Source organism: Sphingomonas kyeonggiensis, from assembly GCF_014204495.1.
GTDB lineage: Bacteria > Pseudomonadota > Alphaproteobacteria > Sphingomonadales > Sphingomonadaceae > Sphingomonas > Sphingomonas kyeonggiensis_A.
The window spans coordinates 948,890-968,273 of the sequence record NZ_JACHLN010000003.1 but is presented as its reverse complement, the minus strand read 5'-3'; the positions used below and the strand labels follow the sequence as shown (position 1 = coordinate 968,273).

Sequence of the window (19,384 nt, the reverse complement as noted above, 5' to 3'; positions counted from 1 at the left end):
GGCTCCGGTCATCCGGACAAAGGGGCAGCTCGTCTTCGCAGGTGCGACATGCGGTTGACCCGGGCGCTGCGCCGGGCTGTCTGAAGCCTGACTGCACTGAACAGGCGTATCTATGTTTCAAGTAGCTGTCGTCATACCCGTGTGGAACGGAGAAGCGGTGATCGGCCGCTGCCTGGAGGCGTTATCCCGGCAGACCATCCCGCGTGACGCATATCAGATCATCGTCGTCGATAATGGATCGAGCGATTCGACCGCCGAGATCGCGCGCGGCTTCGCGGGCGTGGAGGTGATCGCGGAGACGCGGCCCGGCTCCTATGTTGCGCGCAACCTGGGGATCGGGCGCGTGGATGCGCCGATCACCGCCTTTACCGATGCCGATTGCACGCCGGTGCCCGACTGGCTGGAACAGGTGCTGCGCGCGGCGGCTGCCCATCCGGGCTTCGGCGTGCTCGCCGGCAAGATCGAGCTGTTCGACGAGATCGCACAGGAACGCGAAGTGTTCGGCGACTATGAGCGGCTGTTCAGTTTCCCTCAGGCGCATGCGGCGCGCGGCAATTGCGCCACCGCCAATTGGGCGAGCGAGACGGCGGTGCTCAAGCAGCTGGGCGGGTTCGATGCCGCGCTCAAATCGGGCGGCGACCGGCAGATGGCGCTGCGCATCCGCGAGGCGGGGTATCCGCTGGTCTATGTGCCCGAGATGGTGGTGCGCCACCCGGTGCGCGCGAACCGGGCCGAGCTGGTGCGCAAGCGGCAGCGGCTGAGCGGCGGGCGCTGGGATCGCACGGCGAAGCGCCCGAGGCTGGCGCATGTGCTGGGCGTGACCGCGGTGGACACGGTCCGCCGCCTGCGGCGCGCGGCGGTTTCGCGCGAATTGTCGCTGCGCCGCCGGCTGGCGGTGATGCTTCTGACGATCGAGCTCGCCGGGGTGGCGGTGGGCGAATTCTTCCATCTCGCCGGGGGGCGAAAGGCAGCACGCGACTGATGACGTCCCCGAATTTCTCCGTGGTGATGCCGCTCTTCAACAAGGCCGGGCATGTCCGCGCCGCGATCGACAGCGTGCTGGCGCAGCGCCTGCCGCCCCAGGAGGTCGTGGTGATCGACAACCGCTCGACCGATGGCGCGCGCGCGCTGGTCGCCGCGATTGACGATCCGCGCATCCGGCTGCTCGACCTGCCGATCCCGGGGCCGGGCGGCTATGCCGGGCGCAACCTGGGCATTCGCGCGGCGGAGGGCGACTGGATCGCCTTCCTCGACGCCGATGATCTCTGGGCGCCCGAACATCTCGCCCAGCTTGCCGAGGGGATTGCGGCCGATCCGGCGGTGTCGGCGGTGGCGACGCGGTTCGACCATGTCTTTGCCGATCGCAGCCAGCCGCAGCGGATCTCGCCGTCGCTCGCGCAGCCGGTGACGCTCGACCTGGCGGGGTTCCTCGATGCCTGGCTGGCGGTGCGCGAATGCCCGATGTGGACCGGGGCGATCGCGATCCGGCGTGACGCATTGTTCGCCGCGGGGTTGTTTCCCGAAGGCAAGGCGGTACGCGGCGGCGACAAGGATTTGTGGCTGCGCGTGCTGGCGCGAGGGAGGCTGCGCTACGATCCGCGGGCGAGCGCGGTGTTCCACCGTGATTCCGAGAACAAGGTGAGCAAGTCGACCACGACGTTGGGGCTGCCCTGTCTCGTCGATACCGCGCGCGGACTGATCGATGGGGCGGGGCCGCGCGAAGCGGCGCTGCTGCGGCGGCTGGTTAACCAGGAGATCGCGCATTACGCCCGCTATGCGATGAAGCATCCGGGGCGCACCGCGATCCGGGTGGGCGATGTCTATCTGCCCGAAGGCGCCGGCACCGCCGCGCTGCTGCTCGCCGCCAAGCTGATCCCGGCACCGCTCCGGCAATCCGGCCATGCCCTGCGTAACCGGCTGCTTGCCCGCGCGTGAGGCTGGTCCGCATCCTGGGCGCCCTGCTGATCGCGGGGGGCAGCCTCGCGGCGTGGGTGTCCTATGCAGGCGCCTTCATGCCGATGCTCGACGCGTTCGCTTCCTTCATGCCCCTGTTCGGGCTGATGATCCTGATCGGACTCGCGCTGGGCCGGCGGCTGGGACTGTGGGCGATCGCGGCGGCATTGCTCGGGCTGGCGCCGGTAGCATTGCGCGTGGTGCCCGAGTTGACCCGCGACGTGCCGCGCGCGCGATCGGGCATGCAGCAGGTGCGGGTGCTCAGCCACAATGTCTGGGTGAAGAACAGCGATCCCGCCGAGACCGCGCAGACGATCCTCGACGCCCGGCCCGATGTGGTGATGCTGCAGGAACTGGACGGCAATTTCCGCCCGATGCTGGCGGCGCTGCGCCAGAAATTGCCTTATGGCACCGATTGCCCAAAGGGCTGCGGCATGGCGATCCTGTCGCGCTGGCCGATCGACGACAGCGGCTATCTGCTGCGGGACGAAGCTGGGCGGAAATTCGGGCCGCCCCTGACCTGGGCACGGATCATCGGGCCCGACCAGCGCCCCTTCACCGTGATTACCCTTCACTATCCGCATCCGACCATGCGCGACCAGGCGGTGCGGATACGCGACATGGCGCAGGCGCTGGCACGGATCGATCGCGAGGGGCTCATCGTTGCAGGCGACATGAACCTCACCCCCTGGGCCGCTGCGATGCATGCGCAAGACCAAGGCTTCGCGCCGCTCACCCGCATGACCCGCGCGCTGCCGAGCTGGCCGCGCGTCCTCCCCGTGCTGCCGATCGACCAGCTCTATGCCGGACCCGACTGGGGGCTGGTGTCGGCCGAGAAACTTCGGGCGACCGGATCGGACCACCGGCCGGTGCTCGTCACGCTGGGACGCCGATGAAGCGCGCGGCCTGGACCCTGCTGCTCGGCGGCTGTGCGCTGGCGACGCCGGCGCTCGCCCAGCAATCGGACGCGACCGACGGGCTCGGCTCGGTGGCGAGCGAGAATCCGTTCGGGCGCGACCGCAATGTCGGCGTGCTCGAGCGGCGGCGGCCGGATTACACGCCCGAGCCGATCCATGTCGGCACGCTCGAGCTGATGCCGCGCGTGGCGATCGGTGCCGGCTATGACGACAATCTCTATGCCCAGCCCGACGACCGGACCGGCGATGCGTATCTGCGTATCCGGCCGAAAGTGTCGCTGGTCCGGCCTTCGCCGACGCTCAAGCTAAGCCTGGACGGCGAGCTCGACCTGTTGCGCTATGCGAAGCGGGCGAGTGAGAATGCTACGCAATATGCGGTGAACGCGAGCGCGCTCTACACGATCAGCAAGTCGGACACGTTCAACCTGGCGCTGCGCAACGGGCGCTACAGCCAGGAGCGCGTTTCGCCCGACTCCCCGACCCAGGCGACGCGGCCGATCCGCTTCACGCTGAGCGAGGGGACGGCGACCTACACCCATGTCTTCAACCGGTTGCGGGTGCGCGGCGTGTTCGATGTCGAGAACCGCAATTATGCCGACAGCGTCACGCCTTCGGGCGCGGCGATCGACCAGGATTTCCGCGACCACACGACCTATACCGGCACGGCGATCGGCGAATATGCGCTGAGCCCGAGCATCGCGCTGTTCGTCGCCGGATCGGTCAACCAGCGCGACTATCGCGAGCGGACCGGGCCGGTGCCGGCGCGCGATTCGAGCGGCTTCGAACTGGCCGGCGGCGCCAGCTTCGAGCTGGGGCGCAAGGCGCGCGGCGCGCTGCGGCTCGGCTATATCCGGCAGGACTACAAGCCGGCGCAGTTCCATGACATCTCCGGCTTCCTGGTGCGCGGCGAGCTTGCCTATTTCCTCACGCCCCTGGTGACGATCACCGGCACGATCGATCGGGGCATCCGCGAGACCGGCGTCAACGGCGCAACCGGCTATCTCGCGACCAACATGACGCTGCGCGCCGATTACGAGCTGCTGCGCAACCTGATCCTGGGCGTGGGCGGCGAACTGGAGAAGCGCGACTTCAACAATATCGACCGGAGCGACGATCGCTGGACCTGGCGGGCCAGCGGTTCGTACCTGGTCAGCAAGCGGATGGCGCTGCGGCTCGACCTGCAGCGGCGGACCCAGGCAAGCTGGGGTGTAACGGCGGGGCGCCGGTTTACCGACAACCGGATTTCAATGGGGGTGACCTTCTCGGGCCTATGAGGAAACTCCTGCCATGCCGACGCTGTATATCTCGCCGACCGGAAGCGGTTCGGGCGACGGATCGAGCGCTGCCAACGCCGCGACGCTGAAGGACCTGCCGAAGCTGATCGCCGCGGCCGGGCCGGGCGGGCAGGTGCTGATGCTGGCCGACCAGGGTGCCTATACGGCGCCGAGCGAGGCATTGGCGATCGTGGCGGGCGGCTCGGCGAGCGCGCCGGTGACGATCCGGGGCGTCGACAGCGCCGGCAATGCGATGGCGGCGACCATCGTCGGGACGCGGGCCGATCCGTTCGATCCGGCCGGCGCGGATGGCGAGGAAGTGTTCCGGCTGCTCGGCGGGGCGAACAATCTGAAGTTCAGCGACATCGCCTTCGAGAATGTCGGCACGGGCTTCCGGGTGGGCGGCGACCTCAGCAACCTGGTGATCGAGCATGTCGAGGCGCGCAATGTGATGCGCTTCTTCGACAATATCGCCTCGGGCGCCAATGCCGGGGCGAGCATCACCGGGCTGACGATCCGCGATGTCGCGGTGGACGGCTATTCCAAGGGCGTGATCCGCGTCCAGTACAACAGCAGCAACGTGCTGATCGAGGATGTGCGCGGCGACAGCCAGCTGCAGGACGGCGACAATTTCGCGATCGGCGTGCATATCGACGGCACCGCGCATGACGTGGTGATCGACCATGTCGCGATGCGCAACGCGCTCGACACGGTGAACGATTACCGAAACGGCGACGGCTTCGCGACCGAGCGCGGCACCTACAACATCACGCTGCGCGACGTGATCGCCACCGGCAACAGCGATGGCGGGCTCGACCTGAAGAGCGACAACATCGTGGTCGATGGCGCGATCGTCTCGGGCAATGGCCGTAACATAAGGCTGTGGGGCGACGGGGCGGTGCTCAGCAACATCGTCAGCCTCGACGCGGGAGCCTCCACGCCCGGCGGCAATCGCGAGCATATCTGGCTGGCCGAAGGCGCGAGCGCGACGATCGACGGGGCGTTCTTCTCCGATCCCGGTTCGCCGACCCTGTTCAACCTGGCCGAGAAGAACGGCGCGCTGACGGTGAACGACTATGCGCTCGCCACCGGGACGGGCACGGTGGTCTCGAAAAAGGGCACCGGCTCGGTGCTGACCCTGAACGGGCAGCAGGCAGTGGTGGCCGCGGGTACCGCGGGTGACGACAGGATCGGTGGCACGGCGGGCGCGGACGCGCTGCTCGGTGGCGCGGGCGACGACATGCTTCTCGGCAATGCCGGCGACGATGTGCTGAGCGGCGGTGCGGGGGCGGACATATTGGTCGGCGGCGCGGGGCGCGACCTGCTCAGCTATGCGGGTAGCGCCGCCGGGGTGCAGGTCGATCTGGCGCGGCTGACGGCCGCCGGCGGCGATGCGGCGGGAGACCTGTTCGACGGGTTCGAGGATGTCGAGGGATCGGCCCTTGCCGATGTGCTTGCCGGCGATGCGGGGGCGAACCGGCTGTTCGGAGGCAATGGCGACGACAGGCTTTCGGGCGGCGCGGGCGACGATCTGCTCGATGGCGGCGCGGGCGCGGACCTGCTCGATGGCGGCGCCGGGATCGACCGGGTGGATTATGGCAGCAGCGCCGCGGGCGTGACGGTCGACCTCGCCAATGGCGCGGCGAGCGGCGGCGAGGCGGCGGGCGACCGGCTGATCGGGATCGAGGCGGTGGAAGGCTCCGCCTTTGCCGATACGCTGTCCGGCACCGACGGCGCCGACTGGTTCGGCGGCGGCGCGGGCAATGACCGGATCGACGGGCGCGGCGGTGACGATCTGCTGGTTGGCGGAGCGGGAGGTGACGCGCTGATCGGCGGCACGGGGTTCGACAGCGCGGACTATTCGGGCAGCGGCGCGGCGGTGACGGTCGATCTGGTCGCGGGCACCGGCAGCGGCGGGGATGCGCAGGGAGACGTGCTGTCGGGGATCGAGCGGCTGGTCGGCTCGGGGTTCGACGATGTGCTGAGCGGCGATGCGTTCGACAATGTGCTGGTCGGCGGTGCGGGTGCGGATCGGCTGACCGGCGGCGGGGGCATCGATACCGCCGATTATTCGACCAGCGGCGCGGCGGTGACCGTGACGCTGGGCGGCACCGGCAGCGGCGGCGACGCGCAGGGCGATGTGCTTTCGGGGATCGAGAATCTGGCCGGCTCGGGCTTTGGCGACGTGCTGGCCGGGGATGGCACGGCCAATGCGCTGTCGGGCGGTGCCGGCAATGACCGGGTGGTCGGCAATGGCGGCGCGGATCGGCTCGACGGCGGGGCCGGAACCGACGCGGCGGACTTTGCGAGCGGCGCGAGCGGCGTGACGGCGGACCTTGCCGCGGGCACCGCTTCGGGTGGCGTGACCCTGGTGGCGATCGAGGACCTGATCGGCACGGCCTTCGCCGATATGCTCTACGGCGATGCCGGCGCCAATCGTCTGGCTGGCGGCGCGGGCGCGGACCTGCTCGACGGGCGCGACGGGTTCGATACGGCGGATTATGCGGACTCGGCCATAGCGGTGCGGGTCGATCTCGCGCTGGCGGTGCAGGCGGATGGCGATCGGCTGGTGAGCATCGAGTCGGTGATCGGCTCGGGCTTTGACGATGCGCTGGCGGGGACGGGCGGCGGCGAGGCGCTCTACGGCGGTGCGGGTGCGGATCGTCTCGAAGGGCGGGGCGGTGACGATCTGCTCCAGGGCGGCGCCGGCGCGGACACGCTGATCGGCGGCGATGGCGTGGACACGGTCGACTTCAGCGCCAATGCGAGCGCGATCTCGATCAACCTGCAGACCGGCATCAGCACCGGCGGCGATGCCGAGGGCGATCACTTCGACGGGGTCGAGCGCTTCATCGGCACCAGTTTCGCCGACACGCTGATCGGCGATGGCGGCGACCAGATCCTGGTCGGCGGTGCAGGCGGCGACCGGATCGATGGGGCGGGCGGGTTCGATACGCTGGTCTATGCGGGCAGCGCCGCGGCGGTGAAGGTCAACCTGGCGACGGGTGCCGTGTCGGGCGGCGATGCGCAGGGCGACAGCATCTCGGGGATCGAGGCAGTGGTCGGCAGCGGCCTTGCCGATACGCTGACCGGCGACGCCAACGCCAACCGGCTCGACGGCGGCGGCGGCAATGACACGATCGATGGCGGCGCAGGCGCGGACGTGATGATCGGCGGCGGGGGCGACGACAGCTATGTTGTCGATAATGCCGGTGACCAGATCATCGAGGCGGCCGAGGGCGGAACCGACATCGTGCGCACCAGCCTGTCCGCGCTGGCGCTGGCCGATGGCGTCGAGGATCTGAGCTATACCGGCAGCGGCAGTTTCACCGGCACCGGAAATGCGCTCGGCAACAGCATCTACGGCAAGGCGCTCGACGATGTGCTTTACGGGCTCGACGGCGACGACAAGCTGGTCGGCGGCGCGGGTGCGGACCTGCTCGATGGCGGGGCCGGACGTGACCAGGTCGACTATACCAAGTCGACCGCGATCACCGTGAACCTGGCCACCAATATCAATCATGGTGGCGAGGCCGAGGGCGACCGGCTGGTGAGCATCGAGACCGTGATCGGTTCAAACTATGCCGATAGCATCACGGGCAGTGACGATTCGCTGGCCGGCGACATGCTCTATGGGCGCGGCGGCGACGATGTGCTGATCGGCGGCGCGGGCGACGACCAGCTCGACGGCGGCGCCGGTAACGACGTGCTGCGTGGTGGCACCGGCAACGACCTCTACATCGTCTATGAGGCCGGCGATCAGGTGATCGAGGCGGCGGGCGAGGGGCGCGACCGGGTCCGCACTGCCGCGAGCAGCTATACGCTCGGCGCCAATCTCGAGGAGCTGGTCTATACCGGCACGGTCGGCGCGACGCTGACCGGCAATGCCCTCGACAATTTCCTGGTCGGTGGCGGGGGCGAGGATCGGCTCTCGGGCGGTGACGGCGCCGATGTGCTGCGCGGCGGCTCGGGCGGCGATGTGCTTGATGGCGGAGCAGGCGCGGACACCGTCGAATATGCCGGCTCGCTCGGCGGCGTGCTGGTCAATCTGCGCACCCAGGCCGCGAGCGGCGGCGATGCTACCGGTGACAAGCTGACCAGCATCGAGAACGCGCAAGGCTCGGCCTTTGACGATACGCTGCTCGGCAGCACCGGGGCCAATGTACTGACCGGCGGCGATGGCGCCGACACGCTGTCGGGCGATGACGGCAATGATACGCTCTGGGGCGGGCTCGGCGCCGACCGGCTGGACGGCGGCAAGAATGAGGACCTGCTCTACGGTGAGGACGGGGCCGACACACTGTACGGCGGCCAGCAGACCGACCGGCTCTATGGCGGTGCGGGCAACGACCTGCTGGTCGGCGACAGCGAATGGGTGTCCTCGCTGGCGGCGAAGGATACGCTTGATGGCGGGGACGGCGATGACGTGCTGGTCGGCGACGGGATGAGCATGACTGCGACCGGGATCGGCGGGGCGGATACGCTGATCGGCGGGCTCGGCAGTGATGTGCTGTACGGCGACGCGATCACCATGGCGGTCGGCGCCAAGGGCGGCAACGACAAGCTGACCGGTGGGGGCGGAAGCGACCGCTTCGTCTTCGCGCGCGGTTCGGGCCAGGACGAGATCACCGACTTCACCCGTGGCGGCGCCGAGGCCGACCGGATCGACCTCAGCGCCTTCGACATCGCCTATGAGGCGCTGCGCTTCACCACCAGCAGCGCCGGGGTGACGATCCAGCTCGGCGGCACCGACACCATCCTGGTGCGCGGCGTCACGTCACTGGATCAGAACGACTTCGTCTTCGGCTGATCCTGAACCCAGCCGTGCAGCGCGCCTTCGCAGGCGGCGAGCAATTCGGGCGGGGCCAGGCGGTTGATGTAACCGTCCGAGCCCTGGTCCGAGAGCAATTTGGCGGGGATGCCGCCGACGACGCCGCGATCCGGCACGTCCTTGGTCACCACCGCATTGGCGCCGATCGCCGCTTCCGCGCCGACCTGGATTCCGCCGATCACCTTGGCCCCCGAGCCCAGGAAGGTGCGGTCGCCGATCACCGGCGCGCCGCGCTTGGCGCCGCGGTTCATGAAGCCGAGCACTACGCCGTGCGTGATGTTGACGTTGCTGCCCAGCACCGTGTCGCCATGGAAATAGAAACCGCCGAACCGGTTGAGGAACAGGCCCGGGCCGATCTCCATATATTCGGGGATGGCGAAGCCATATTTGTAGCGGGCGCGCAGCAGCAGCCATTTGGCGAGCGGATAGAAGCCGAACGCCTTGGCCGGCTTGAGCTTGAGCCAGCCGGCGGTGCGCATCAGCACCGTGTATTTATAGCCTGGCGTGAAGGCATAGTGCTTGAGGAATGCGCCCGTGCTGACCCGGCCCGCATAGCGGTACAGGTCGGCGGCGAGCAGCGCCTTCAATTTGGCGAAGCTGACCGGGCAGCCGCGCAGATGGGGCTTGCCGGTTTCGGGCAAGGGTTCAGCGAGCGCCGGATCGGGCGCGAAGCCTGTCGTGGCCATGTCCATCAGAAATAGCGCTCCCCGAAGCGGATCGTGTCACCGGGCAGCACGGCGAAATCGGCGCTAAGCGGATAGGCGCGCTCGCCGGGCTCGCCGGCGCGCTTGAGGAAGACGCGCTTCTCGTTCGCCCGGTAGGTGAAGCCGTCGGCCTTGGCGACGGCGCCGCGGATGGTGAGGCCCTGGGTATAGGGATATTCGCCCGGCTTGTTGACCTCGCCCAGGATATAGACCGGGCGGAAGCTGGCGACCTGTACCGAGACCTTGGGCTGGAGCAGATAGCCTTCGCGCAGCTGGGTCTCGATCGCCTTGGAGAGCTGGTCGGGCTCGAGTCCGGCCGCCTTGACCTCGCCGATCAGCGGGAAGGCGATGGTGCCGGCCGGGGTCACTTCGAAATCGCCGCTGAGCGCGACTTCGCCGTAGGTGGCGACCTTCACCTTGTCGCCGGGCGAAAGGGTGAAGGCGGCGGCGGCCGGCGGCGGTGCGCCCGTGCCGGCAAGCGGGGCCTGGCCGGCGCAGCCGGCGAGCATCGCAAGCGCCCCCGCCAGCGCGATCTGCATGTGCCACTTCATGAGGTTACTCCCTGACGCAGACGTACATTGTCGTTGAGGCTGGGCGCCGGGGCGGGCGGCGCGGCGAGCGCGGCCTCGATCCGGTCCCAGTAGTTGGTCGCGGCCCGTTCGACGCCATAGTCGAGCGAGCGTGCACGGGCGGCAGCGCCACAGGCAGTGCGGCGCGGCTCGGACAGCACCCGGCGCAGGGCCGCGGCAAAGGCGTTGACGTCATCGGTGGGAACCAATGCCCCGGCCTCGACATCGATCCCGGCATTGATCGCATGCCGGGGGCTGCGCGCCAGAATCTCGGACGGGCCGGAGGCGCAGTTGGTGGCGACCACCGGCACGCCGCAGGCCATCGCCTCGACCAGGCCATTGGGGAAACCCTCGGCATTGGACGGCATCGCATAGGCGCGGGCGCGGGCGAGCAGCGCATAGGGATTGGCGATGAAGCCGGGCATGTCGATCCGGTCGGCGATGCCCAGCGAGGCGGCGAGCGTGGCAAGCGCGGTGCGCTCCGGCCCTTCGCCGAGGATCAACAGCCGTTCCGAGAGGTCGGCCCTGGCATAGGCGCGCAGCAGCAGGGCGAAATTCTTGTTGGGCACCAGCCGGCCGGCGGCGACGATATAGGGACCGGCGGGGACAAAGGCCGGTTCCTCGGCGGCGAGTCGGACGATCGCGTCATGATCCACCGGGTTGGCGATCGCCGACATACGGGCGCGCCGGACGCCGAAATTGTCGGCGAGATCGTCGACCACCCCTTCCGATACCGCGATGACATGGGCGGCGCGGGGATAGGCGAAGCGGACCATCGCCCGGGCGGCATGGGCCGAGACATTGCTGCCGAGATGGGCGCTGGTGTTGACCCGCTCGCTGATCAGCCAGGGCTTGCCGCGCCCGGCCATCGCCCAGGCATTGGCGACATTGGCGCGGGTGAGGAAGCTGAGCGTCGCATCGGGCTGGAGCCGGCCGAGCAGCCCGCGCAGCTGGGTGAGGCTGGGCAGCAATTTATGCCCGGCATCGAGCTGATGCACCTGCACCCAATCGGGCACCTGATAAGCACGCTCCTCATCGTCGAGCAGTGCCAGGTGAATATCGTAACGGTTGCGCCACGGTGCGGAGCCACCGAGCAAAGTCGTGAGCACGCGCTCGGCACCACCGCCGGCGAGTGAATTGATCGCGAATACTATTCGCTTGTTGTTCGGCATCGTCCCTCGCTCGCTTTCGCGCGAAATACGGCCCCCTTGCGACAAGGCGTACCACGGCGATTTGCTGCATTGCACCACGCTGCGTACCGCCCTGCCGCCCGGGCGGGGCAACTGGCCGAATAGAGGGCGCCGCGAGGTGGTCTTGGCCCGCCATGCGGGTCATCAGCGGGCTTCGACGAACGACACGAAAGGTGCGCGATGGGCCTGGAACAAGGCGGTATTCGCCGGGTCGAATGCCTTGACGGGTTGCGCGGGCTGGCGGCGCTGTGGGTGCTGATCGGGCACATGATGATCCTCACCGGCTTCCGGCTGCCGCTGCTGAGCAAGCCCGATCTGGGCGTGGACCTGTTCATCCTGCTCTCGGGCTTCCTGATGGTGTTCCAGTATCAGCTGCGCAGCGGCAGCGAGGACTGGAACGCGCCCGGCACCTGGGCGAGCTTCTGGGCGCGGCGCTTCTTCCGGCTGGCGCCGCTCTTCTATGTGACGCTGGCGGCGGCGCTGATCGCCGGGCCGGCCATCTATGAGAGCCGGGTGGCGATCGACAGCTTCCTCGGCCAGGGCCTCCAGCCGGCCGAGCGCTATACCGACGCCAGCCTGGCCAATGTCGCGGCGCATCTGAGCTTCGTGTTCGGGCTGTTGCCCGATTACGCCTTCCGCACCCCGCTGCCTGACTGGAGCCTGGGGCTCGAGATGCAATTCTACGCGGCCTTCCCGTTCCTGGTGCTGCTGGCGCGGCGGACAGGCTGGGTGCCGGCGGCGCTGATCGCGGCGGGCATTGGCGTGGGGCTGGCACTGGCGGCGGGAGCCGCGGGGCTCGACTGGCCGATGCCGAGCTTCCTGCCGCTCAAGCTGCACCTTTTCCTGTGCGGCATGCTGATCGCCGCCGACCCGGGGTCCGGCAAGCGGATCTGGGTGCATCTGGTCGCGGCGGTGCTGCTTGCGGCGATTCCGATCGGCGGCGAGCAGGATGTGCTGCACTTCGTCGTGCGCGAGGGCGTGGTGCTCGGCTTCTTCGCGCTGGTCCATCTGCGCAGTCTGGGCGCGATCGACGGGGTGGCGCGCTTGCTCGGCAACAAGCCGTTCCACTGGCTGGGCGAGCTCAGCTACGGCACCTATCTGATCCATTTGCTGATCCTGCAGCCGGTCGCAGGCGCAGTGATCGGGCATTTCGGCACCGGGCTGGGGGCGCTTGGGCGCTTCGTGCTGACCGGGGCAGTGGTGGTGCCGCTGACCTATGCGCTGGCATTCGTCACGTACAAGCTGGTCGAGTTGCCGGGGCAGCGGCTGGGCAAGGCGGTGATCCGGCGCGTGACGGGCAGCGCCGGCCGCGCGCGGCAGACCGTGCCGGAGGAACTGGCGGCGCCTTGAGTTTCTCTTTCCCTCTATTTCGTCATCCCCGCGAAGGCGGGGATCCAGAGTCGCAAAGGGAATCGCTCTGTTACCCTGGATCCCCGCCTTCGCGGGGATGACGGGAAGAGGGTGGGTCAGCCAAATACAAAGTCGTTGGGGCTGAGACTCTGGGTGCCGCGGACGAAGATCGTGTCGGTGCCGATGCCGACGCGGATGCCGTCGGCGCCGGTGGCGAAGCTCAGTTGCTCATAGGCGATGTCGAAGGCGCTGAGATCGATATGGTCGCCTTCGCTTGCCGCGAAGTCGCTGATCTCGTCGCTGCCCGAGCCGGGGGCGAAGACGAACCAGTCGGCGCCGGCACCGCCGACGAGCAGGTCGTTGCCGCCGCCGCCGATCAGGTGATCGGGGCCGGGGCCGCCATAGAGCTTGTCGGCGCCGCCGGTAACGTTGCCGCTCATGTCGCGGCCATCGCCATAGAGCCAGTCATTGCCGTCGCCGCCCTCGAGCGTGTCGGCGCCGCCCCGGGCGTCGTCCTTCATCACGTCGCCGTCGCCGATCAGGATATCGTCGCCGGCGCCGCCGACCAGCCGGTCGCTGCCGCCCTTGCCGCTGGCATAGAGGTTGGTCGCGTCGCCGATCAGCAGATCGGCATCGTCGCCGCCGTCGAGCTGGTCGTTGGCGCCCTGGCTGCTCAGCCATTCCTGGTCGCCGACCAGCCGGTCCGCGCCGGTGCCGCCGATCAGCGTATCCGATTGCCAGCCGCCGAGCAGGCTGTCGGCGCCGGCCTGGCCCTGGAGCAGGTCTTCGCCATTGCCGCCGGTGAGCGTATCGGCACCGGTGTTGCCGGCGATCATGTCATTGCCGTCGAGGCCGGAAAGCGTGTCGCTGCCCGCGCCGCCGATCATCGAATTGGCGAGGGCATTGCCGCTGCCGGTGAAGTCGGCAGCGCCTCGGCGGATCAGGTCCTCGATATTGGCGCCGAGCGTGTAGCCGGCGAGCGTGGTCTCGACGCGATCGAGGCCGGCGCCCGCCGCCTCCGTGATCCGGTCGCCCGTGTTGTCGACCAGGAAGATGTCGTCGCCCGTGCCGCCCGTCATCGCATCGGCGGTGGCGGTCGCAGGGAGCGGGAGCAGCGCGATATAGGAAGTCGCACCCGGGGAGGCGCTGCCCTGGTCCACGGTCAGCGTCTCGCGGATCGTGTTGGCGCCGCCGAGGCCCGGGAGGCTGGCCTGGGTCGCGAGGGTCGCCAGCTCCGAATGGGTGATCTCGGTACCGCGGAGCATCAGCTTGCCGCTCGACGAGATCACCTTAGTGCGCGAGCCGGCATCGTCGAAGCGGCCGCCGATCACGGTGACATTGGCGGCGGTATCGAGCCAGAGCTGGTTCTGCTCGGAGATGCCGCCGCGCAGCACCGGGTTGAGCCCGACCGGGTCGATCAGCGTTGCCTCGCCCCATAGCCGATAGTTGCGGCCATTCTCCTCGCTGAGCGCGCGGACCAGCACGGTGCCGTTCGACTTGAGGTCATAGCCGCCATCGCTGTTGCCGCGCGCTTCGGTATCGATGAAGCGGATGTCATAGGCGCCGCGCTCGGTGGCGAAGCCGTCGCCATTGTAATAGGCGCCGGCGGTGCTCTGGACATTCTCCATCACGACCTGGTTGAGCGTGACGTTGTGGACGGTGCCGTCGAGATGGACACCGGCGGGCAGATCATCCCCGAGTTGCCCGGCCATGTCGGCGCGGACATTGTCGATCAGGACGTTGCTGGTGTCGTACTGGAGGCGGATCGCGGTCTTGGAGAAGCCCTGCACGTCGATGTCGCGCAGCGTCAGGCCGGTGATCGTCGCGGTGCCCGAGGCGGCACTGGAATAATCCTCGAAGAAGCGGCGGACATTGTTGGCATCGACGCCCTCGATCCGCAGGTTGCTGAGGTCCGCAGTGACGCGGAAGGCGGTGCCGACATTGTCGATCTGGAGGTCGCGGAACACCAGGTTGTTCGCGCCGGTGCCGAGCTTGAACAACTCGTTGCCGGCGACATCGCCCGCCTGCCAGTTTTCGGGGCGCGATCCGGCGAACTGGGCCTGCATCGGGTTACCGGCGGAATCGATCCCGCGCACGGTCACCGGATTGCCGTCGGTGCCGCCGCGCGTGATGCCGAGGATGCCGGTGACGTTGTAGTCGCCCTGGTCGGCGACGAGCAGCACTTCGCCGCCGGGGCCGGCTTTTCCGATCAGCGTGTTGAGCGAACCGATCGACGCTGCGTTGTTGATGTCCCGGCCGCTTTTGTCTCCGGATCCGGCTGGCGAGATGTACAGGCTAGGCATGGCAGCGATCCCTTGCTGTTCTTGGCCCGGCTAACATCGATCAAGATCGCTTCCGTGTTGCGTCGCAGCATGGTTAAGCGCGGATTATGCTGATTACCGGAGAGGTTGTTGCGATGGACCGTCGCGGACTTATCGTTTCGATTGCGGGACTTGCAGCGGGAAGTGCATGCACTGCACGGGAGCCGGCCAGTGGGGCTGCCGGAAGGCCGCCGCTTTCTATCGATGCGGCGGGGGATGGGCGCTGGCGGGTGCGGAGCTGGCAATGGCACGGGGACGCGTGGCGACCGGCGATCGCCTGGGCAAGTGTTGGGGCTGCAGGGATTGCGGTTTCGGGGGAGATCGACGCGTTGAGCCGGGCGGAGGTTCTGGCTCGGTTGGCTGGTTAGGCGATCTCCAGCGCGCTTGCTCCCCGGCGAAAGCCGGGGCCCAGGGTCACAAGCGGGTCGGCAGAGAAACTCTGGGCCCCGGCCTTCGCCGGGGAACTGAAAAGTTGCAGCTTAGCCCTCGACCGTTCCCGGCAGCCCGGACGCCCGCGACTTTGCCCGCCCCGGGGCAAGCGCGCTGCGATAGACTGCCAGCGTGTCCTCGGCCGCGCGATCCCAGCTGAAGCGGGCGCGGACGGTGTCGCTGTCGATCCGGAAGGCGGCGCGGTCGGTATCGAGCAACTCGGTTAGCGCGGCGACATCGCCGACCGGGAAATAGTTTCGCGGTTCCAGGCCGATGTCGAGATTGGCGGGGATGTCGCTGAGCAGCATGGGCGCGCCGCAGCTTGCGGCTTCGAGCGCGGCGATCGGCAGCCCTTCATGATGGCTGGGCATCACGAACAAGGCGCAATTCTCATAGAGGCATTTGAGCGTCGCGCGCGACTGGACTCCGGCGAAGATCACCCGGTCGCCGGCGCGGGCCATGAGTTCGCGGGCATAGTCGCTTTCATGATCCGCGGCACCGGCGATGACCAGCCTGGTGGTGGACCTGGAGGCGTGCAAGGCGTCGATCAGGTCGTGCAGGCCCTTTTCGGGGACCAGCCGGGCGACGGCGAGCAGGTAGCCGCCGCGTTCCACCCCGATCCGCTCCAGCACGAGATCGGGATCGGCATCGCCGGGCAGGTCCGAAGTGCCGTTGGGGATGTAGCTGATCCGCTGCGCGCGCGCCGGGAACCGGCGCTTGAGCTGGGTCGCCAGCGACGGCGAGACGGCGATCACCCGGTCGGCGAAGTTGAGCGCCAGCCATTCGCCGGCGCGCAGCGCGGTGCGCGCGACCTTGCCCCATTTGGCGCGGTGATAATCGGTGCCGTGATGCGTCACGATCACCTTCAGGCCGAGCAGCTTCGCGAAAGGGGCGAGCAGGCCGGGGCCGATCGCATGGATATGGACCAGGTCGGCGCCGCGCTTGCGGGCGGAAAGCACCGCGAGGAAGGTCGAGACGATCGCTTCGAGATGCTGGGAGCGCGGGCAGGGGATGCCGATGATCTCGACGCCGCGATGCTCGTTATGCGCGGCGGGCAGATAGGGCGCGCGGCCGAGCACCACCGAGCGGTGATCGGGCCACAGCGCCTTGATCCGCGGCAGCAGCTCCTCGCAATGGCTTTCGATCCCGCCCATCACATGCGGGAAACCGCGCAACCCGGTCACGCAGATCATGGGGGCGTCGCCCACAGGCGCGCTTGTCCGTTGCAGCATGTTCTTTACTCCGTACACGCCCGGCCGGTTCTCCCGGCTCAGGCCACCGCTGCCATCGGTCCTCTTCCACCCTGTTCTATTTCGCTGAGATACCAGTCGACGAACCGCTCGATGCCCTGTTCGAGCGCGACTTTGGGGCTGTATCCGGTGAGATCGCGGATCGCCGAGATGTCGGCATAGGTCGCGGTCACGTCGCCGGGCTGCATCGGGCGCATCAGCTTGACCGCCTGGCGGCCGAGCGCGCGCTCGAGCGTCGCGATCATGTCCATCAGGCCGACCGGATTGCAGTCGCCGATGTTGAGGAGGCGATGCTCGCCATCCGCCGGGGGCTTGTCGAGCACGCCGACCACCCCGTCGACGATATCGTCGATATAGGTGAAGTCGCGCGCCATCTTGCCCTCGCCATAGACCTCGATCGGCTGGCCGAGCAGGATCTTCTGGGCGAAGCCGAAATAGGCCATGTCGGGCCGGCCCCAGGGGCCATAGACCGTGAAGAAGCGTAGGCCGCTCATCCTGAGGCCGTAGAGCGTGGCATAGCTCTGGCTCATCAGCTCGCAGCTGCGCTTGGTCGCCGCATAGAGCGAGACCGGCGCGGTGCAGGGCTCGTCCTCGCGGAAGCCGCTGCCGCCGAGCGGGCGCTCGCCATAGACCGAGCTCGACGAGGCATAGACGAGATGCTCGACATTGCCCGCCTGGCGCGCCGCCTCGAGCACCGCGAGGTGGCCCTTCAGGTTGCTGTGCTCATAGGCGAAGGGGTTCTCGATGCTGTAGCGCACCCCTGCCTGGGCGGCGAGGTGGACGATGCGCCGGACGCCATTCCCCGCCACCAGCTCGGCGAGCAGCTCGGGGCTGGCGATGTCGCCGCGGACCAGCCGGAAGTCGAAATTGTCGACCAGCCGGGCAACCCGCGCCTCCTTGAGCGCGACGTCGTAATAGTCGGTGAAATTGTCGAGGCCGATCACGCGCTCGCCGCGCGCCAGCAGCCGCTCGGACACCGCATGGCCGATGAAGCCAGCGGCGCCCGTCACGAGGACGGGGCCGCCGACCGTCACGCTGCCTGCCTCTCGTTCGAGGTCTCGGCATCCTCCTCCAACTTGCCCGGCCGGCCGACGCTGACATAGCGCAGGCCCGCTTCCTCCGCCCGGGCGGGCGGGTAGATGTTCCTGAGGTCGACCAGCAGCGGATCGGCCATGATCCCTGCGAGGCGCTTGAGGTCGAGCGCGCGGAACGCATCCCATTCGGTGACGATCACCGTCGCCGCCGCCCCTTCCGCCGCTTCATAGGCGGAGCCGGCATATTCGACATTGTTCAGCACGGCCTCGGACGCGGCCATGCCCTCGGGGTCATAGGCGCGGACCTTCGCGCCGGCATCCTGCAGCGCCTGGATGATCGCGATCGACGGGGCGTCGCGCATGTCGTCGGTGTTGGGCTTGAAGGTGAGGCCGAGCACCGCGACCGTGCGGCCGCGCACCGGGCCCGCAATCGCGTTCAGCACCTTGCGGCCCATAGCGCGCTTGCGCTGGTCGTTGACCGCGATCGTCGCCTCGATCAGCCGGAGCGGCGTCTCGTAATCCTGCGACGTCTTCATCAGCGCCAGCGTGTCCTTGGGGAAGCAGGAGCCGCCATAGCCGGGGCCGGCATTGAGGAACTTGGAGCCGATCCGGTTGTCGAGCCCGATGCCGCGCGCGACTTCCTGGACATCCGCGCCGACGCGCTCGCACAGTTCGGCGATCTCGTTGATGTAGGTGATCTTCATCGCGAGGAAGGCGTTGGCGGCGTACTTCGTCAGCTCGCTCGTGCGCCGCCGGGTGAACAGGACCGGCGCCCGGTTGAGCGAGAGCGGGCGATAGACTTCCTCGAGCGGCGCGCGGGCACGCTCGTCCTCGATGCCGATGACGACGCGGTCGGGGCGCTTGAAATCCTCGATCGCGGCGCCTTCGCGCAGGAACTCGGGGTTCGAGGCGACGGCGAACTCGGCGACCGGATTGCACTCGCGGATGATCCGCTCGACCTCGTCGCCGGTGCCGACCGGCACGGTCGACTTGGTGACGATCACGGTGAAGCCGTCCAGCGCGGCGGCGATCTCGCGGGCGGCGCCGTGGACATAGGAGAGGTCGGCATGGCCGTCGCCACGCCGGCTGGGGGTGCCGACCGCGATGAACACGACATCGGCGGCGCCGACCGCTTCGGAAAGCTCGGTGGTGAAGGACAAATTGCCCGCCGCGACATTGCGCGCGACCAGCTCGTCCAGCCCCGGCTCATAGATGGGGATGCCGCCGGCCTTGAGGCGGGCGATCTTGTTCGCGTCCTTGTCGACGCAGGTCACGTGATGGCCGAAATCGGCAAAGCACGCGCCCGAAACCAGCCCGACATAGCCGGACCCGATCATCACGATACGCATTACGCACTGCTCCCTGTACGCGGAGACGCAAGTTTTCTTTTGCGTGTGCGAACACTCTTCTTGCGCGCTCGTGCCGTCAACTTGCCAGCTTTGAGCTGAGGGAAATCGGCGGCGAAATGAACTGGCCGTCATTTTGGGGCTAAATTGCGCTGCGACGCACAAATATTGCGAATTCGCAACGAATGGCTCGCGCCTGCACTAGAACGAGGGCAA

The 19,384-nt window shown here is 68.2% G+C and carries 13 protein-coding genes; 6 read left to right on the top strand and 7 right to left on the bottom strand.

The features are described 5' to 3' along the window. Positions 1-112 precede the first annotated feature (112 nt). The 5 genes from HNP52_RS18660 to HNP52_RS18640 are packed head-to-tail and all read left to right on the top strand — an operon-like array spanning position 113 to position 8,954. Positions 113-982: a glycosyltransferase family 2 protein gene (locus tag HNP52_RS18660; RefSeq protein WP_184169104.1), complete on the top strand. Its 870-nt coding sequence runs from the start codon at positions 113-115 to the stop codon at positions 980-982. Beyond that, on the top strand, positions 982-1,935 hold the full coding sequence (locus HNP52_RS18655; protein WP_184169103.1) for a glycosyltransferase family A protein: 954 nt from the start codon (positions 982-984) through the stop codon (positions 1,933-1,935). The genes HNP52_RS18660 and HNP52_RS18655 overlap by 1 nt, the downstream gene beginning before the upstream one ends. After that, positions 1,932-2,849, top strand: a complete 918-nt coding sequence (locus HNP52_RS18650) for an endonuclease/exonuclease/phosphatase family protein (RefSeq protein WP_184169102.1) — start codon at positions 1,932-1,934, stop codon at positions 2,847-2,849. Before HNP52_RS18655 ends, HNP52_RS18650 begins: the two co-directional genes overlap by 4 nt. After that, positions 2,846-4,144, top strand: a complete 1,299-nt coding sequence (locus HNP52_RS18645; protein WP_184169101.1) for an outer membrane beta-barrel protein — start codon at positions 2,846-2,848, stop codon at positions 4,142-4,144. Before HNP52_RS18650 ends, HNP52_RS18645 begins: the two co-directional genes overlap by 4 nt. Positions 4,145-4,157: 13 nt before the next feature. Next, positions 4,158-8,954 (top strand): hypothetical protein, encoded by a 4,797-nt coding sequence (locus HNP52_RS18640; protein ID WP_184169100.1) that lies wholly within the window; start codon positions 4,158-4,160, stop codon positions 8,952-8,954. Here the strand turns inward: HNP52_RS18640 and HNP52_RS18635 are convergent. From HNP52_RS18635 to HNP52_RS18625, 3 genes are read right to left on the bottom strand one after another with little or no spacing between them, the layout of a single operon-like run. Next, the gene (locus tag HNP52_RS18635; protein ID WP_260396211.1) at positions 8,930-9,667 is read right to left on the bottom strand and encodes a serine O-acetyltransferase; all 738 of its coding nucleotides are present in this window, start codon (positions 9,665-9,667) and stop codon (positions 8,930-8,932) included. The genes HNP52_RS18640 and HNP52_RS18635 overlap by 25 nt on opposite strands. Beyond that, complete coding sequence (locus tag HNP52_RS18630; RefSeq protein ID WP_184169099.1) at positions 9,667-10,230, bottom strand: polysaccharide biosynthesis/export family protein; 564 nt, start codon at positions 10,228-10,230, stop codon at positions 9,667-9,669. The genes HNP52_RS18635 and HNP52_RS18630 overlap by 1 nt, the downstream gene beginning before the upstream one ends. After that, entirely contained in the window at positions 10,227-11,420 is a 1,194-nt protein-coding gene (locus HNP52_RS18625) for a glycosyltransferase (protein WP_184169098.1), read from the bottom strand. The genes HNP52_RS18630 and HNP52_RS18625 overlap by 4 nt, the downstream gene beginning before the upstream one ends. A 198-nt stretch (positions 11,421-11,618) precedes the next feature. Between HNP52_RS18625 and HNP52_RS18620 the strand changes: the two genes are divergently transcribed. After that, entirely contained in the window at positions 11,619-12,788 is a 1,170-nt protein-coding gene (locus HNP52_RS18620) for an acyltransferase (protein WP_184169097.1), read from the top strand. A gap of 116 nt (positions 12,789-12,904) precedes the next feature. Here the strand turns inward: HNP52_RS18620 and HNP52_RS23320 are convergent, their stop codons facing one another. The 4 genes from HNP52_RS23320 to HNP52_RS18600 all read right to left on the bottom strand — a co-directional run bounded on the left by HNP52_RS23320 (position 12,905) and on the right by HNP52_RS18600 (position 19,171). Next, positions 12,905-15,091 (bottom strand): calcium-binding protein, encoded by a 2,187-nt coding sequence (locus HNP52_RS23320; protein ID WP_184169096.1) that lies wholly within the window; start codon positions 15,089-15,091, stop codon positions 12,905-12,907. A 497-nt stretch (positions 15,092-15,588) separates the two neighbouring features. Further along, entirely contained in the window at positions 15,589-16,731 is a 1,143-nt protein-coding gene (locus HNP52_RS18610; RefSeq protein ID WP_184169095.1) for a glycosyltransferase family 4 protein, read from the bottom strand. 77 nt (positions 16,732-16,808) lie between these two features. After that, positions 16,809-17,822, bottom strand: coding sequence for an NAD-dependent epimerase/dehydratase family protein (locus tag HNP52_RS18605; protein WP_184169094.1), 1,014 nt, complete (start codon positions 17,820-17,822; stop codon positions 16,809-16,811). Further along, positions 17,819-19,171, bottom strand: a complete 1,353-nt coding sequence (locus HNP52_RS18600) for a UDP-glucose/GDP-mannose dehydrogenase family protein (RefSeq protein ID WP_184169093.1) — start codon at positions 19,169-19,171, stop codon at positions 17,819-17,821. Before HNP52_RS18600 ends, HNP52_RS18605 begins: the two co-directional genes overlap by 4 nt. Positions 19,172-19,384 lie beyond the last annotated feature (213 nt).